General features: G+C 69.0%; 13 protein-coding genes. 10 read left to right on the forward strand and 3 right to left on the reverse strand.

From position 1 onward, the window contains the following. Nucleotides 1–126: 126 nt before the first annotated feature. The 10 genes from AC1DF4_RS17715 (at nucleotide 127) to AC1DF4_RS17760 (ending at nucleotide 11,909) form a co-directional block, all read left to right on the forward strand. A complete protein-coding gene (locus tag AC1DF4_RS17715) occupies nucleotides 127–2,940 on the forward strand; it encodes an aconitate hydratase (RefSeq protein WP_476914108.1) in 2,814 nt (937 codons plus the stop codon). 132 nt (nucleotides 2,941–3,072) lie between these two features. After that, complete coding sequence (dxs, locus tag AC1DF4_RS17720) at nucleotides 3,073–5,046, forward strand: 1-deoxy-D-xylulose-5-phosphate synthase (RefSeq protein ID WP_476914109.1); 1,974 nt, start codon at nucleotides 3,073–3,075, stop codon at nucleotides 5,044–5,046. Further along, complete coding sequence (locus AC1DF4_RS17725; RefSeq protein WP_476914110.1) at nucleotides 5,043–5,588, forward strand: DUF402 domain-containing protein; 546 nt, start codon at nucleotides 5,043–5,045, stop codon at nucleotides 5,586–5,588. The genes dxs and AC1DF4_RS17725 overlap by 4 nt, the downstream gene beginning before the upstream one ends. Next, nucleotides 5,585–6,142 (forward strand): hypothetical protein, encoded by a 558-nt coding sequence (locus AC1DF4_RS17730; protein WP_476914111.1) that lies wholly within the window; start codon nucleotides 5,585–5,587, stop codon nucleotides 6,140–6,142. The genes AC1DF4_RS17725 and AC1DF4_RS17730 overlap by 4 nt, the downstream gene beginning before the upstream one ends. 68 nt (nucleotides 6,143–6,210) lie before the next feature. After that, nucleotides 6,211–6,429, forward strand: a complete 219-nt coding sequence (locus AC1DF4_RS17735; protein ID WP_056431439.1) for a helix-hairpin-helix domain-containing protein — start codon at nucleotides 6,211–6,213, stop codon at nucleotides 6,427–6,429. A 124-nt stretch (nucleotides 6,430–6,553) separates the two neighbouring features. Further along, a complete protein-coding gene (locus AC1DF4_RS17740) occupies nucleotides 6,554–7,531 on the forward strand; it encodes an aldo/keto reductase (RefSeq protein ID WP_476914112.1) in 978 nt (325 codons plus the stop codon). A 15-nt stretch (nucleotides 7,532–7,546) separates the two neighbouring features. Further along, nucleotides 7,547–8,635, forward strand: coding sequence for a nucleoside hydrolase (locus AC1DF4_RS17745; RefSeq protein WP_476914113.1), 1,089 nt, complete (start codon nucleotides 7,547–7,549; stop codon nucleotides 8,633–8,635). A 63-nt stretch (nucleotides 8,636–8,698) separates the two neighbouring features. Beyond that, on the forward strand, nucleotides 8,699–9,571 hold the full coding sequence (locus AC1DF4_RS17750) for an ECF transporter S component (protein ID WP_476914114.1): 873 nt from the start codon (nucleotides 8,699–8,701) through the stop codon (nucleotides 9,569–9,571). 32 nt (nucleotides 9,572–9,603) lie between these two features. Next, nucleotides 9,604–10,362 (forward strand): energy-coupling factor transporter transmembrane component T, encoded by a 759-nt coding sequence (locus tag AC1DF4_RS17755; protein ID WP_476914115.1) that lies wholly within the window; start codon nucleotides 9,604–9,606, stop codon nucleotides 10,360–10,362. After that, complete coding sequence (locus AC1DF4_RS17760; protein ID WP_476914116.1) at nucleotides 10,359–11,909, forward strand: ABC transporter ATP-binding protein; 1,551 nt, start codon at nucleotides 10,359–10,361, stop codon at nucleotides 11,907–11,909. Before AC1DF4_RS17755 ends, AC1DF4_RS17760 begins: the two co-directional genes overlap by 4 nt. Nucleotides 11,910–11,935: 26 nt before the next feature. Here the strand turns inward: AC1DF4_RS17760 and AC1DF4_RS17765 are convergent, their stop codons facing one another. From AC1DF4_RS17765 to AC1DF4_RS17775, 3 genes are all read right to left on the reverse strand, one after another. Beyond that, nucleotides 11,936–14,098, reverse strand: coding sequence for a 3-hydroxyacyl-CoA dehydrogenase NAD-binding domain-containing protein (locus AC1DF4_RS17765; protein ID WP_476914117.1), 2,163 nt, complete (start codon nucleotides 14,096–14,098; stop codon nucleotides 11,936–11,938). Continuing rightward, on the reverse strand, nucleotides 14,095–15,318 hold the full coding sequence (locus tag AC1DF4_RS17770) for a thiolase family protein (RefSeq protein WP_476914131.1): 1,224 nt from the start codon (nucleotides 15,316–15,318) through the stop codon (nucleotides 14,095–14,097). Before AC1DF4_RS17770 ends, AC1DF4_RS17765 begins: the two co-directional genes overlap by 4 nt. A gap of 252 nt (nucleotides 15,319–15,570) precedes the next feature. Continuing rightward, the gene (locus AC1DF4_RS17775; protein WP_476914118.1) at nucleotides 15,571–16,956 is read right to left on the reverse strand and encodes an HRDC domain-containing protein; all 1,386 of its coding nucleotides are present in this window, start codon (nucleotides 16,954–16,956) and stop codon (nucleotides 15,571–15,573) included. Nucleotides 16,957–16,991: the final 35 nt, after the last annotated feature.

Here is a 16,991-nt window from a genome sequence, read left to right on the forward strand (position 1 = left end):
CACGGCTGACCTCCTGCACCCTGTACTGATCCTTGTCCAACAAGGCCAGGCACTAGTTAGGGCGACCTAACTAGCAAGGGGTCTGCGGCGCGACAAAGATGAAACTGTTGCGAGAGGAGTCCTGCGATGAGCATTGTGGACAGCTTCGGTTCAAAAGGCAAACTTAATGTAGCCGGTACCGAATACGAAATTTTCCGGTTGAACTCCGTTGAAGGTGCAGAAAACCTTCCGTTCAGCCTCAAGGTATTGCTTGAAAACCTGTTGAGGACCGAGGACGGCGCCAATATTACGGCCGATCACGTCCGAGCACTGGCCGGCTGGGACCCCAGCGCCGAGCCCGACACTGAAATCCAGTTCACGCCGGCGCGCGTGATCATGCAGGACTTCACTGGCGTGCCCTGCGTTGTGGACCTTGCCACCATGCGTGAAGCAGTCAAGGAACTCGGCGGTGACCCCAAGCGGGTCAACCCCCTGGCACCTGCCGAGATGGTGATCGACCACTCCGTGCAGATCGACGCCTTCGGCAACTCCGGCGCACTGGAGCGCAACATGGAGATCGAGTACCAGCGCAACGGCGAACGGTACCAGTTCCTGCGTTGGGGCCAGACCGCGTTCGACGACTTCAAGGTCGTCCCGCCGGGAACCGGCATCGTGCACCAGGTCAACATCGAGTACCTGGCCCGCACCGTCATGACCCGCGAGGTTGATGGAGCGCTCCGCGCCTACCCGGACACCTGCGTCGGCACCGACTCCCACACCACCATGGTCAACGGCCTGGGCGTGCTGGGCTGGGGCGTGGGCGGCATCGAAGCCGAGGCAGCCATGCTCGGCCAGCCCGTCTCCATGCTGATCCCGCGCGTCGTGGGCTTCAAGCTGACCGGGTCCATCCCGGCGGGCGCCACCGCCACCGACGTCGTCCTGACCATCACCGAACAGCTGCGCAAGCACGGTGTGGTCGGCAAGTTCGTGGAGTTCTACGGTGAAGGCGTCGCGGCCGTGCCGCTGGCCAACCGCGCCACCATCGGCAACATGAGCCCGGAGTTCGGCTCCACGGCCGCCATGTTCCCGATCGACGACGTCACCCTCGACTACCTGCGCCTCACCGGCCGGTCGGACGAGAACGTCGCCCTCGTGGAGTCCTACGCGAAGGAACAGGGCCTCTGGCACGACCCCTCCCGCGAGATCAAGTTCTCCGAGTACCTCGAGCTGGACCTGTCGACGGTTGTTCCGTCGATCTCCGGACCGAAGCGCCCGCAGGACCGCATTATCCTCACGGAGTCCAAGGACCAGTTCCGCCAGGACCTGCGCAACTACGTGAAGGAAGAGCTGGTCGGCGGCAGCGTCGACGAGGCAATCGATGAGAGCTTCCCGGCGTCGGACTCGCCGTCCTTCACGGGCTCCGCAAGCCACCTCACGGACGAGGCCCCGCACGCACACGGCCCGGCGGCCGACGGCCGCCAGTCCAACCCGGTCAGCGTCAAGACCGCGGACGGCCGCGAGTTCGAGCTGGACCACGGCGCAGTGTCGATCGCCTCGATCACGTCCTGCACCAACACGTCCAACCCGTCCGTGATGCTGGCCGCCGCACTGCTGGCCCGCAACGCCGTTGACAAGGGCCTCACCTCCAAGCCGTGGGTCAAGACCTCCGTGGCTCCCGGTTCCAAGGTTGTCACCGACTACTACAACAAGTCGGGCCTGACCCCGTACCTGGAGAAGCTCGGCTTCTACATCGTCGGTTACGGCTGCGCGACCTGCATCGGCAACTCCGGCCCGCTCGACGCCGAAATCTCCGAGGCCATCCAGGCCAACGACCTTTCCGTCACCGCCGTGCTGTCCGGTAACCGCAACTTCGAAGGCCGGATCAACCCGGACGTGAAGATGAACTACCTGGCTTCCCCGCCGCTGGTCATCGCGTACGCCCTGGCCGGAACCATGGACTTCGACTTCGACGCCGACGCGCTGGGCCAAGACGAGGCCGGCAACGACGTCTTCCTGAAGGACATCTGGCCGAACCCGGTCGAGGTCCAGCAGGTCATCGATTCCTCGATCGACAAGGACATGTTCGCCCGCGGCTACGAGGGCGTCTTCGACGGCGACGACCGCTGGAAGGCACTCGACACCCCCGCCGGCGACACCTTCGCCTGGGATCCGAAGTCCACGTACGTCCGGAAGCCCCCGTACTTCGACGGCATGAAGGCGCAGCCGGAGCCCGTCAAGGACATCACCGGCGCACGCGTGCTGCTGAAGCTTGGCGACTCCGTCACCACGGACCACATCTCGCCGGCAGGTTCCTTCAAGTCCGACACTCCGGCCGGGCAGTACCTGCTGGCCAACGGTGTGGAGCGCAAGGACTTCAACTCCTACGGCTCACGCCGTGGCAACCACGAGGTCATGATCCGCGGAACGTTCGCGAACATCCGGATCAAGAACCAGATCCTGGACGGCGTTGAGGGTGGTTTCACCCGCGACTTCACCCAGGCCGACGGCCCGCAGGCCTATGTCTACGACGCCGCGCAGAACTACCAGGCTGCCGGCATCCCGCTGGTTGTCCTGGCCGGCAAGGAGTACGGCTCCGGCTCATCCCGTGACTGGGCAGCCAAGGGCACCGCGCTCCTGGGCGTCAAGGCTGTCGTGGCCGAAAGCTACGAGCGTATCCACCGCTCCAACCTGATCGGCATGGGCGTCCTGCCCTTGCAGTACCCGGCCGGCCAGAACGCTGCCAGCCTCGGGCTGACCGGCACGGAGACCTTCGCGGTTGAGGGCGTCACCGCCCTGAACGAGGGCACCACGCCCAAGACGCTCAAGGTCACTGCCACTGCGGTTGACGGAACGGTCACGTCCTTCGATGCGGTCCTGCGCATCGACACCCCGGGCGAGGCTGACTACTACCGCAACGGCGGCATCCTGCAGTACGTGCTGCGCCAAATCTCCGCCAACTAGCGGAGACCCCAGCAGTCAAACGAGAAAGCCCCGGCCCGTCACGGACGGACCGGGGCTTTCCCGTTCCGGCACCACGGCCACTCCGGAGGCGTTAGAGTTAGAAGGCATGTCTACCACCCGAAGGAGGGGCCGTTGGGAATCTTGGAGACCATCCGGAATCCGCAGGACCTGAGCAAGTTGTCAGAGGCGCAGCTGGATCAGCTGGCAGCCGAGGTCAGGGAATTCCTGATCGGCAACGTCTCCCAGACAGGCGGGCACCTGGGCCCAAACCTCGGCGTCGTCGAACTCACCATCGCAGTCCACCGGATCTTCGATTCCCCCCGCGACAGCATCGTCTTCGACACCGGCCACCAGTCGTACGTGCACAAGCTCCTCACCGGCCGCCAGGACTTCAGCACCCTGCGCCAGCAGGGCGGCCTGTCCGGCTACCCGGACCGCGCCGAATCCGAGCACGACATCGTCGAAAGCTCGCATGCCTCCTCCTCGCTCTCCTGGGCGGACGGGATCTCCCGTGCCCGGCAGCTGACCGGCGACGGCGACCGGTACGTGATCGCAGTCGTGGGCGACGGCGCCCTCACCGGCGGCATGGCCTGGGAGGCCATCAACAACATCGCCGCGGACAAGAAGCGCCGCGTCGTGATCGTTGTGAACGACAACGGGCGCTCCTACGCCCCGACCGTGGGCGGTTTCGCGGATTACCTCGCTTCGCTGCGCCCCACCATCGATTCCTTCCGCGCGGCTCCCGGCTACGAAGGCACCCTGGACTTGTGGCGGCGGAAGCTGCAGAACGGCGGACCCGCCGGCCAGTTCACCTACCGCAGCCTGCACGCCATGAAGAAGGGCGTCAAGGACTGGTGGGCCCCGCAGGGCATGTTCGAGGATCTCGGCATGAAGTACATCGGACCCGTGGACGGCCATGACCTCCAGGCCATGGAGAACGCCCTGTCCACCGCCAAGACCTACGCCGGGCCCGTCATTGTGCACGCCATGACGGAAAAGGGCCACGGCTACGCACCCGCCCGCGCCCACGAAGCCGACCAGTTCCACGCGGTTGGAATTATCGACCCGGAGACCGGCGAACCCACTGAGGCCGGCGGCGCCAAGTCGTGGACGTCCGTCTTCGCCGACGAGATCGCCGACATCGCAGATGAGCGCCAGGACATCGTCGGCATCACCGGCGCCATGCTCATCCCCGTCGGGCTGCACAAGTTCGCCGCGCGGCACCCGGAACGCGTGTTCGACGTCGGCATCGCCGAACAGCACGCCCTCACCTCGGCCGCCGGCATGGCGTTCGGCGGGCTGCACCCCGTCGTCGCGGTTTACGCGACCTTCCTGAACCGCGCCTTCGACCAGCTCCTGATGGACGTCGCCCTGCACAAGGCCGGCGTCACCATCGTCCTGGACCGGGCCGGCGTTACCGGGCCCGACGGCGCCAGCCACCATGGCATGTGGGACATGGCCATGGTCCAGATCGTGCCCGGCCTGCACCTCGCCGCGCCCCGCGACGCCAGCCGGCTCCGCGAGGAACTGCGCGAAGCAGTCGCCATCGAGGACGCCCCCAGCGTGGTCCGCTACTCCAAGGGCACTGTCGGTGCCGAGGTGGAAGCCATCGAGCGGCTCAGCGACGGCGTGGACGTGCTGGCACGCCGCCCGGCCGGCTCCAGCGACAACGACGTGCTGATCGTCAGCGTCGGTGCGATGTCCGAACTCGCGCTGGACGTCTCGAACCGGCTCGGCGCGCAGGGCATCAGCTCCACCGTCGTGGATCCGCGCTGGGTCCTCCCGGTCCCCAAATCCGTCGTCGCCCTCGCCTCGCACCACCGCCTCGTCATCTGCATCGAGGACGGGGTCCGCGCCGGCGGCGTCGGGTCCCGGATCCGGCAGGAAATGCGGGCCGCCGGAGTGGACACCGCGCTTAACGAGGTGGGCCTCCCGGTGGAGTTCCTGGACCACGGCTCCCGCAGCCAGGTGCTCGAGCGGGTCGGCCTGACCGCGCAGCAGATCACGCATGACGTCGTGGCACAGGTTCTGGGTACCAAGGTGCCGTTCGCCCGGCCCCTCCCGGGCCAGGAACACCCCAGCACCGGCAGCCTGCCGATTCTGTGAGGATCCCCGACAGCCTGGCGCCGGGCGACCTGGTGGTCGCCCGGAACCGGAAATGGAACGGCAAGGCGCACTGGGTGGTGCCCGGGACGTATCTCGGCGAGGACGCCCACGGCTGGTGGATCTTCCAGGGAACCAATGAGTTCTGCTCCCGCCCGGGAGCGGCGTTCTACGCCGAATCCGACGCCGTGCTGCTGGTCCCGCGCTCGGGCGAGTACGTGGCCACCTTCTACGACGAAGCCCACCCCGCGGGCGTCCAGATCTACGTGGACCTGGCGACGGACCATGGCTGGACGCCGATCCGGCCGGGCGTCACCGAGTTCCACCTGATCGACATGGACCTGGATGTGATCCGGACCGTGGACCGCGGCGTGTACGTGGACGATGAGGACGAGTTTGCCGAGCACCGGATCGAGATGGACTACCCCGCGGACGTGGTGGACCGGATCACCGCTGCGTCGGATCAGTTGTACCAGGCCGTCAAGGCACAACAGCCACCGTTCGACGGCACAGACCGCGAATGGTTCAGGAAAGGACGGGCATGAGCGGAATTATCCGGGTCTACAAGCGTGACGAAGAGGGCACCCTGCAGTTCAGGGAAGCCTGGATTGACGAGGAGTTCAACGAATTCGTCATGAACCACGGCGTCGTGGGGCACCAGAGCACAACGGAAGAGACCGACGCCGCCGACGCCGAGGCCGCGGAGCGGCTCATGGACGCCTTCGCCGGGCAGTGCGCCGAGGACGGGTACGCCGAAATTCCGGACGAGGAACAGTTCTGGGTGGTGGCCCAGTACGCCCTGAAAACCAAGGACGGGACCACCCGCGACCGGTACCTCGAGGAAAAAGCCAAGGACGCCCTGATCAGCCACCTGGCCTGGCGGGGTCTCGGGATCGTGGACCGCTCCGAATTCGCCGATGCCAAGCTCAACATCTTCATCCTCACCCCGGACGTCAACAAGACGGTCAACGCGATCAAGGTCTGCATCCGTGGCGAAGACCTTGACTTCACCAAGCTGAGCATCGGGGCCGCGGCCTTCGGCGAGACGTCCTTCAAGCTCAAGCACTCACCGAAGCCGGCCAACAGCTTCACGCTTTAGGTAACACCTGCAAGGAGCCGGGCACGGCTCACATCAGTTTTGGGGGCAACCGACTGAAAGGCAACGCCATGACGCGCAAATCCTCTCAACCAGGCAGCACCCCGCTCCCGGCGGGCCTGGCGGCACCGGCACGCAAGTCGCTCGCGCATGCGGGGGTCGAAACCCTTGAGCACCTTGTGCAGCTTGGCCGGCGCCGGCTTGCCGGGATGCACGGGATCTGCCCGCGGACCCTTGCCCAGCTAGAGGATGCCCTGGACGAACGCGGACTGGAACTGCCCGCGGGGTGACCCGCGTGGGCTGGCTGTCGGCCAAACACCGGCGGCCGGCCAAACGCCCGGCCTAACTCCGGCCGCCGGCACCGTCCTGCCCGCCTGCCCGGGAGCCGCTGGCGGCCGTTATAGGCTGAACCCCATGACTGAATACCGCCGTGTAGGAAACTCCGGACTGTCCGTCTCCGTCGTCGGCCTTGGCTGCAACAACCTGGGCCGGGCGAATACGGCCACCGAGTCGCAGGAGGGGACCGACGCCGTCGTGCATGCCGCCCTGGACGCCGGCATTACGTTCTTCGACGTCGCGGACACGTACGGCAAGGAACCCGGCCTCAGCGAGACGATGCTGGGAAAGGCCCTCAGGGGCCGCCGCGACGACGCCGTGATCGGCACCAAGTTCGGCATGGACATGCGCGGGGCCAACGGCAACGACTTCGGTGCCCGCGGCTCCCGCCGGTACATCATCAAGGCCGCGGAGGCCTCGCTGCGCCGGCTGGGAACGGACTGGATCGACCTCTACCAGTTCCATACCCCGGACCCGCTGACCCCGATCGAGGAGACCCTCGACGCCCTCGACGAGCTCGTCACCAGTGGCAAGGTCCGCTACATCGGCCACTCCAACCGCGCCGGCTGGCAGATCGCCGAGGCCGAATTCGTGGCTCGCGCCCGCGGGGGAGCACGGTTCATCTCCAGCCAGAACCACTACAACCTGCTGGACCGCCGCGCCGAACTCGAGGTCACGCCGGCCGCCGAAGCCTACGGCCTGGGCGTCCTGCCGTACTTCCCGCTCGCCAACGGACTGCTGACCGGCAAATACGCCAAGGACACGGCACCCGCGGGTTCGCGCCTCAGCCACACCCGCACCAACCTGGTCCACGACGCCGACTGGGACCAGCTGGGCGCGTTCAGCGGCTTCGCGGCCGAACGCGGCCTGAACGAGATCCAGGTGGCGTTCTCCTGGCTCGCGGCCCAGCCGTCCGTCAGCAGCGTCATCGCCGGCGCCACCCGGCCGGAACAGGTCCGGCAAAACGCCGCCGCCGTGGCTTGGATCCCCAGCGCCGCGGAACGTGCCGAGCTGGGCGACCTCTTCCCGCGCACACCGAAGGTCGCACTGTTCTAGATGTGCCCGTCCACAATGGCTTCCAACCCGGGGGCCCTGCCCGACGTGCCTGCAGCGCGCCACACCATCCTGATGGACGTCGACACCGGGATCGACGACGCCCTGGCCCTCGTCTACCTGCTGTCCCGGCCCGAGGTGCACCTGCAGGCCATCACCTGCACGGCCGGCAACGTCGGCGCCCGCCAGGTCGCGCTCAACAACCTGGCGCTCCTGGAACTGTGCGGCCGGCCCGGCGTCGAGGTGGCCATCGGCGCCGAGGTGCCCCTGGAAATCCCGCTGGTCACCACCGAGGAGACCCACGGGCCGCAGGGGATCGGCCACGCGGAGCTGCCCGCGCCCGCGCAGCAGATCTCGCAGCGGCACGCCGTCGACGTCTGGGTGGACGAAGTGCGGGCGCACCCGGGGGAGATCACCGGGCTCATCACCGGGCCGCTGACCAACTTCGCTCTCGCCCTTCGCCGCGAACCGGAGCTGCCGCTGCTGCTCAAGGGCCTCGTCGTCATGGGCGGGAGCTACTACTACCAGGGCAACACCACGCCGACGGCGGAATGGAACACCTCGGTGGATCCGCACGCGGCCAAGGAGGTCTTCGCCGCCTACCGCGGCCTGCCGGAGGACAAGCTGCCGCTGGTGTGCGCGCTGGAAACGACGGAGCGGATCGAGATGCTGCCCGAACACCTCCGGCGCCTCGGGGAGGCCGCCGGGGCCGGCCCGGAACTGGTCCTGCCGGAGCAGCCGGAGGGCCTCCGCAGCACCTCCGCGAGCCCGCTCGTGGCCTGCCTGTCCGACGCGATCAGGTTCTACATGGAGTTCCACCGGCTCTACGACCAGGGCTACGTCGCGCACATGCATGACGCCTTCGCGGCGTGCGCCGCCGTCGGGCGCACCCCGTTCACGGCCCGCCTGGCCACGGTCGACGTCGAAACCGTCTCGCCGCTGCTGACCGGCACCACGGTGGCGGACTTCCGCGGCCTCTGGGGACTGCCGCCCAACGCCCGGATCGTCTCCTCCAACGACCCGGAGCAGTGCTTCGCGGAGCTGATTTCCTCGGTCGGCGCGCTGGCCCGGGGGAGCATGTCCGCCGGTACCCCCGCCACTGGTTAGGATGGTAGCTGCGCCGAGGTGACATGAGGCGGATGTTGCAGCTCCCACTAAAGGACCATCCCCATGTCACAGCAGTCCCTGACCCTCCCTGCCACCGGACCGGGCTCCGGCTCCGCCGCCGGCCCCGCCGCCGGCAGAACTACCGCTCAGCGCAACCGCCGCCTGCTGGAACTCGCCGGTGCCGCCGCGATCGCGGCCACCTACCTGTTCCTGGTCCTCACCCAGCCCGCGGACATTGCCAGCGGCCCGGCCAGCTTCGCGGCGCTCGTGGCCCTCGGCGGATTCCTGCTCGGCGCCGTCCTGCTGATCGCCGCGGCGCTTCCGGTCCTCCCCACGTCCACACTGGTCCTGATGCCCGTGGCCCTGGTCCTGAACGTTGTCCTGGGCCAGCTCATGGGCACCACCGGGCTGCCGTTCTACCTCGACGCCATCGGCACCGTCCTGATCGCGGTCCTCGCCGGCCCGGCGGCGGGTGCCGCCACAGGCGCCCTGAGCACCATCGTGTGGTCCTTCTTCAACCCGACAGTGCTGCCCTTCGCCGCCGGCGCGGCGCTGATCGGCTTCCTCGCCGGCCTGGCCGCCCGCGGCGGACTGTTCCGCCGCTTCTACCTCGCACCCGTCGCCGGCTTCGTCACCGGCATTCTCGCCGGCGTCGTGTCCGCTCCGATCGCAGCCTTCGTCTTTGGCGGCACCTCCGGCCTCGGCACCGGAGCGGTGGTCAGCGCCTTCCGCGCCATGGGCGACACCCTGCTCGCTGCCATCACCAAGCAGGCACTGATCTCGGACCCCATGGACAAGGCCATCGTCTTCGCCATCGCAGCCCTGCTGGTCTACGCGCTGCCGCGCCGCACCACCTTCCAGTTCGCCTTCGTCCGCCGCTTCCGGGTGCTCGCCGGCAAGAATCCGGCCCAGCCGGAGAACCAGCCGGAAACCTGAGCCCGAGCCGCCGGCAGCCGAGGCCCCGCAGCATGACCTCCACCCTCCACCCGCTGACCGCGCTGACGGCGGCCGGCTCCGCAGCGGTCATCACGACGGCGGCAGGCTGCTGGCCGCTGTCCCTCGCGGTCGCCCTCGCGGCGGCAGTGCTGGCCGGGCGTGCCGGCGTCGGCCGCCGTGTGCTCGCCGCGGGGGCGGCGGTCCTGCTGCCCCTGGGCTTGTCGCTGCTGATGCTGCACGGGCTCTTCTTCCCGGAGGGCCGCACCGTCCTGGCGGCCTGGGGCCCCGCCCGGGTCACGCAGGAAGGACTGGCCTTCGCCCTGGAGGCGGGCACCCGTACGGGCGCCTGCGTACTGGTCCTGCTGCTCTTCTCCTTCACCGTCAGCACCCCCGATCTCGTCGCCGCGCTGGCAGCGAAGGGGCTGCCGCCGCAGTTCGGCTTCGTGCTGGCCTCCGCGCTGACGCTCCTGCCGGCCATGGCCGGAAGGCTGGAGGCGATCCGGGCGGCGCAGGAGGCCCGCGGCTTGGTGGTGGGCGGCGGCCTGGTGTCCCGGCTCGCGGCGGTGCGGGTGCAGACGGTCCCGCTGGTGCTGGGCCTCATCGAGGACTCCGGAAGCCGGGCCCAGGCGCTCGAGGCCCGCGGATTCGGCCGCCAAGGTCCCCGAACCGCCTACCGGGAGCTCACGGACCCGCCCGTCCAGCGCCGTTTCCGGGCTGTCCTGCTGCTGCTGGCCGCGGCCGCCGTGGCACTCCGGCTGGCCGCCTCCTGGCCGGGGGCGGGACTGCTATGACAACCACTGGCTCCACCGCCGCGCTCGGGACTGACGCCGTGCTGGCCGCCCGGATCGGCACGTTCATCTTTCACGGCGAGTCCGCCGCTGCGCTGCACGACATCGCCTTCAGCGTCCGTCCCGGCACGCTGACGGCCGTCCTCGGCGGATCCGGCAGCGGAAAGACCACGTTCGGCAAACTGCTGGCCGGCTGGCTGCGGCCCGGACACTCCGGAACGCTCACCGGATCCCTCGCCCAGGCCAGCGAGGTGCTGGAGTTCAGCGGCGGCCACGACGACCCCCGGATCAATCCCTCCGCCTGGTCGGACCGGGTGGGCTACGTCCCGCAGGAGGCGGCCGGCATGCTCACCACGATCCGCTCCACGGTGGCCGAGGAACTCGCCTTTGGCCTCGAGAACCGGGGCGCCGCGCGGCCGGACATGCTCCGCCAGGTGGCCCGCGCCGCGGAGCTGACCGGCCTGGCCGCCCTCCTGGACCGGGACCCCGCCACCCTGTCCGGCGGGGAACTGCGCCGCCTGGCCATCGCCTGCGCAGTCATCCAGGACCCCCGCGTGCTGGTGCTTGACGAGCCGCTGGCCTCCCTGGACGCTGCCGGCGTCATCCTGGTCCGGGACCTGATCGGCAGGCTCACGGGTGCCGGTACCGCCGTCGTGGTGCTGGGCCAGGCAGCCGACGGGCTGGCCCGCTCGGCCTCGCACTGGCTCGTCCTCGACGGCGGCACGGCCACCGCCAGCGGCCCGCCCCGGGAGTTGATCCGGTCCGCGGAACTCGCCCGGACGGGTACGGTGATCCACACGGTCACCCATTCGGCGGTGGTCCCGGCAGTGGGCACCCGTGCCTGGGCTGCCGTCCAGGACGCCGGGCCGGCTCCGGTGCCGCCCGCGCCGGTGCTGGAGCTGGACGGCGTCGGTTTCAGCTTCCCGCGGGCAGGCGGACCTGTGGGGGAGCCGCTGCTGCGGGACCTGGACCTCACCGTGCGGCCGGGCGAAATTGTGGCCGTCACCGGGCGGAACGGGGCCGGCAAGTCTACGCTGTTGCGCCACTTCAACGGCCTGCTGCGCCCGGCAGCGGGGGACGTGCGGGTCTCGGGAACCAGCATTTCCGGTCTTCCGGCCGGCCGGGTGGCCGGTTCGGTGGGACTGCTCTTCCAGCAGCCCCGTGACCAGCTGTTCGAACGGACGGTGCTCCGGGAGGTCAGCTTCGGGCTGCGGAGGCTCGTGGGCAAGGACGCCAGCGCCAGGGCCTACGAGGCGCTGGAGGCCGTGGGGCTGTCCGGGGATGCGGGAGTGCACCCGGCGGAGCTGCCGGCCTCGAAGCAGCGGTTGCTTGCCCTTGCCACGGTGCTGGCCCGGCAGCCATCCGTGCTTGCCCTCGATGAGCCGACGGTGGGGCTGGACCGGCACGGACTGGAATACCTGCACCGGGCCATCGAGGACTCCGCGGCCCGGGGCGCGGCCGTCGTGATGGTCACCCACGATGCCGCCTACGCCCGGGCCGCGGCGCACCGCGTCTTAAAGCTCAGCGGCGGCGGGCTCCAGGAGTCCTGAAGCCCGCCGCCGCTGCAGTACGTTGCCTAGGCAGGTTCGGACGCCACCCCGGGGGCCAGGAACTTCCTGCCGGTGGCCCGCTCCGAGGCACCCACCCGGTCAAGGTACGGGGTGATGCCGCCGAGGAACATCGGCCAGCCGGCACCGAGGATCATGCAGAGGTCGATGTCCTCCGGGCCCGCCACCACGCCTTCGGCGAGCATCAGGCCGATTTCCTCCGCCAGGGCGTCCTGGGTGCGGCGCAGCACCTCGTCTGCCGTGGAGGGTGAATCGCCGAAGGACATCAAGGCCAGGGTTTCGGCCGGGATGACCGGCTTGCCGGCCTTGACCGAGGCCGGATCCCAGAGGGACCTGATGCCGTTGTCGATCAGCGCCTGCAGGTTCCGGGAGACCGTAAAGCGGTCCCCGAAGGCGGCATGCAGGGATTCCTGGACGTGCTGGGCAACCGGCAGCCCCACCATGGCGCCGAGCGTGAACGGCGTCATCGGCAGGCCCATGGGGCGCAGCGCGTTGTCCGCCACCTCGGCGGGCGTGCCCTCGTCGAAGGCCGCGGTGACCTCGCCCATCAGGCGGAGCAGGAGCCGGTTCACCACAAACGCGGCGGCGTCCTTGACCAGCACGGCGGATTTCTTCAGGCCCTTCGCCAGTTCGAAAGCAGTCGCCAGCACGGCATCGTCGGTCTTCGGCGCACGAACGATCTCCAGCAGGGGCATCACGGCCACCGGGTTGAAGAAGTGGAAGCCGACCAGGCGCTCGGGGTTCTGCAGGTCCTCGGCCATGGCCGTGACGGACAGTGAGGAGGTGTTGGTTGCCAGGATGCACTCCGGCGAGACGATCGCCTCGACCTCCTTGAACACCTGCTTCTTGACGTTGAGTTCTTCGAACACGGCCTCGATCACGAAGTCGGCGTCCGCGAAGACCTCCTTGGAGACCGAGCCGCTGACCAGGGCCTTGGTCCGGTTGGCCGCGTCCGCGCTGATCCGCTTCCTGGCCAGCAGTTTGTCCACCTCGGCGTGCACGTAGTCCACGCCCTTGTCCACGCGGGCCTGGTCAATGTCCGTCATCACCACCGGCACTTTGAGCTGGCGTGCGAACAGCAGCGCGAGCTGGCTGGCCATCAGGCCGGCGCCGACGACGCCGATCTTCGTGACAGGGCGCGCCAGCTTGCGGTCCGGGGCGCCGGCGGGGCGCTTGGAGCGGCGCTGCACGAGGTCCAGGAACGCATACACCGTGGAGCGGAACTCGTCGGTCTGCATGAGGTCCGCGAGGGTCTGGCACTCGAGTTCCGCCGACTCCGCCTGCGTTATGGTCCGGTTGGCTTCCAGTACGTCCAGCACCTTGGCCGGAGCGGGGGAGGCGTTCGAGGTCTTCGCTTCCACGAACGCCCGTCCGGCGGCGACAGCGCCGGCCCAGCGTTCGGCAACGTCCGGTGCGGAGGCATCGACGGCGTTGGCCCGTGCGGGTGTCTCGGCACCGGCGATCACCCGGGCGGCCCAGGCGACGGACTGCTCGACGAAGTCGGCCGGTTCGAAGATGGCGTCCGCCACACCCAGTTCGTAGGCCTGCGGGCCAGTCAGGGTGCGGTTGTTGCTGAGCGGGTTCTCGATCATGACCTTGACGGCGTTCTCGGGCCCGATCAGGCGGGGCAGGATGTAGACGCCGCCCCAGCCCGGGATCAGCCCGATGAAGGCCTCCGGCAGGGCCAGCGCCCCGGCGCCGGTGGACACGGTGCGGTACGTGGACTGCAGCGCGATCTCCAGCCCGCCGCCCAGGGCGAGGCCGTTGATGAAGGCGAAGCTCGGGACGCCGAGGTTCGCGAGCGTGCCGTAGACGTCGTGGCCGAGCTGCGCCATCCACAGGCCCTGCTCCCGGCCGCTGACCGACTTGACCGTGGACAGGTCCGCGCCGGCAACCAGGAAGTACGGCTTGCCCGTCACGCCCACGCCCACGATCTCGCCGCGCGCGGCACGCTCTTTGAGGCCCTCCAGAACGGTGCCGAGTTCGATCAGGGTGTTGGGACCCAGCGTGGTGGGCTTGGTGTGGTCCAGCCCGTTGTCCAGCGTGACCAGGGCGAAGGTGCCGGGGCTCGTGCCGTTGACGGCCGGCAGCTGGATGTCCTGGACGTAGGAGTGGGTCACCGTCTCGTTCGGGAACAGGGCGGCAAGCTTGTGGAAATCGGCGGCGCTCATGCTGCGGCTCCAGTCTCGGTGTTGTAGTCGGTGCCGTAGTCGGCGTGGTGCGGGTTTTCCCAAATGACGGTGGCCCCCATGCCGAGGCCGATGCACATGGTGGTCATGCCGAAGCGGACGCTGGGGTCCTCCTCGAACTGGCGTGCCAGCTGATTCATCAGCCGCACGCCGGAGGAGGCCAGTGGGTGTCCGACGGCGATCGCCCCGCCGTAGCGGTTCACGCGGGGGTCGTCGTCGGCGATGCCGAAGTGGTCCAGAAAGCTGAGGACCTGGACCGCGAAGGCCTCGTTGATCTCGAACAAGCCGATGTCAGTGATGCCCAGCCCGGCGTTCTTCAGGGCCTTTTCGGTGGCCGGGACCGGGCCGATGCCCATAACCTCGGGTTCGACGCCGGCGAAGGCGTAGCTGACCAGGCGCATCTTGACCGGCAGGCCGAGCTCCTCGGCGGCGTCGGCGGAGGCCAGCAGGGCCGCGGTGGCGCCGTCGTTGAGGCCGGCGGCGTTGCCGGCAGTGACGCGGCCGTGGGCACGGAACGGGGTCTTGAGCGAGGCGAGGTCGGCCACCGAGGTGCCCGGCCGCGGCGGCTCGTCCATGGTGTTCACGGTCCAGCCCTGGCCCGGCTTCATCGTCGCGACGGGCACCAGGTCCGGCTGGATCTGGTCCTTGGCGTAAGCGGCGGCCAGCTTGTCCTGCGAGGCAACGGCGTAGGCGTCCGTGCGGTCCTTGGTGATGGCGGGGAAACGGTCATGCAGGTTCTCGGCGGTGTTGCCCATGTTCAGGGCGGCAGGGTCCACGATCCGTTCGGACATAAAACGCGGGTTGGGGTCGGCACCGGCGCCCATCGGGTGGTTGCCCATGTGCTCGACGCCGCCGGCGATCACAACGTCGTACGCGCCGAAGCCGATGCCGCTCGCCGTCGTCGTCACAGCGGTCATGGCGCCGGCACACATCCGGTCGATCGCGAAGCCCGGCACGGTCCGCGGCAGCCCGGCCAGCAGGGCGGCCGTGCGGCCGATGGTCAGGCCCTGGTCGCCGGTCTGGGTCGTTGCGGCGATGGCCACCTCGTCGATCCGCTCGGCCGGCAGGGACGGGTTGCGGCGCATCAGCTCGCGGATGCACTTGACCACGAGGTCATCGGCGCGCGTTCCCGCGTAAATGCCCTTCTCGCCGGCGCGGCCGAAGGGGGTGCGGACGCCGTCGACGAAGACGACGTCGCGGATGGAACGGTTTCTGCCGACGACCGGCTTTGCGCTGCTGGGTCCGCTGCTGTTTCTTCCGCTGCTCGGGCTTTGGCTCACGTGGTACTCCTCATCGAGACATGGGTGCCGGTTCCGTGCACTGGGCGCAACGCCAAGGGCAGCACGGATCCGGGCGACATCAGACAACATGTTACTCGTGAGTAACATAGCTGGCAAGGAGTCCGGAATGTGCCGTTGATCGACTTCCCGCGAGTTGGGCGGGGCGAGTCTGGACTACAGCTGAGGTGCCGTGTCCGTGGAGGTTGCGGCGGCAGCTGTGGCCGGCACGGATTTTGCTTCCCTGGGCGGGAGTGGCTGCGGATCCTGGAAGGCCGCGGCGATCAACGGTGCGACGAGTTCAATCTGCCACTGGCGCGCCCCAAGGTTCGCCAGTTCCTCGGCAATGCCTTCCTCGCTGGACTCGGCCGGCGGACGCCAGGAGACGCGGCGGAGGTAATCCGGCGTCAGCAGGTTCTCCACGGGCATGTTCAGCTCCTCGGCCTTGGCCTGCAGCAGCGGCCGCGCCGTGGCGAGCCTCGCGGCGGCCTCCGGGTCCCGGTCGGCCCATACGCGCGGGGGTGGGGGAGCGTTGGTGGGCAGGTGCAGGGGCGGGAGTTCCTCCAGGGCCCTGGCGGTGCTGATGCAGCGCAGCCACCGCGGCGCCTCGCGCTGGGCTGCGCGGCCGTGGAAGCCCTTGGTGCCCAGCAGTTGCGGCACAGTGGTGGGCATAGCCTTGGCGGCGGCGACGAGGGCGGAATCCGGGATGAGCCGGCCGGGAGCGACGTCGCGCTTCTGCGCCAGCGAGTCGCGTTCCAGCCACAGTTCCCGGACCGCGGCCAGCTGGCGCCGGTCGCGGATCTGGTGCAGTCCGGAGGTCTTGCGCCACGGGTCCACGCGCGGCGGCGCCTGGCCGGCCTCAAGGATGGCGGCGAATTCCTGTTCGGCGTAGTCAAGCTTGCCGTCGGCGACGAGCAGCTCTATGAGTTCCTCGCGCAGTTCGGTGAGGACCTCGACGTCGAGGGCGGCGTAGCGCAGCCACGGCTCCGGCAGCGGCCGGGTGGACCAGTCGGCGGCGGAGTGTTCCTTCGCGAGGCCAAAGCCTAGGAGCTGTTCGATCACCGCGGCGAGGCCCACGCGGGGGAGCCCGGCGAGGCGGGCGGCGAGCTCGGTGTCAAAGAGTTTGTCCGGCCACATGCCGAGTTCGGACAGGCAGGGCAGGTCCTGGCTGGCCGCGTGCAGGATCCATTCGACGCCGCGCAGGGCGTCGTTGATGATGCCCAGGTCCCCGAAGGGTTCCGGATCGATCAGCCAGGTGCCGGATCCTTCACGGCGGATCTGGACCAGGAAGGCGCGCTGGCCGTAGCGGAAACCGGAGGCGCGTTCGGCGTCGACGCCCGCGGGGCCGTGGCCTGCGGCGAGGGCCGCGGCGCAGCGTTCCAGGCCGGACTGGGTTTCAATGACGAGCGGCACGCCGTCGCGGGGGGCATCGAGGTCGATCACCTCGGGGACCAGGCTGTCGAAGCCGTCCACCGCGATGTGGGCTGTGGTGTCAGCGGCCTCTGCTGTAGTCGGTACTGTGGTGGCGGCCGCGGTGGTGGTTTCCGGAATTTGAGGCGTCATGATGACTTCAGTTTAGCGACAACACGGTGTTGCGG

It is taken from the genome of Arthrobacter sp. 05N429 (genome assembly GCF_056397045.1).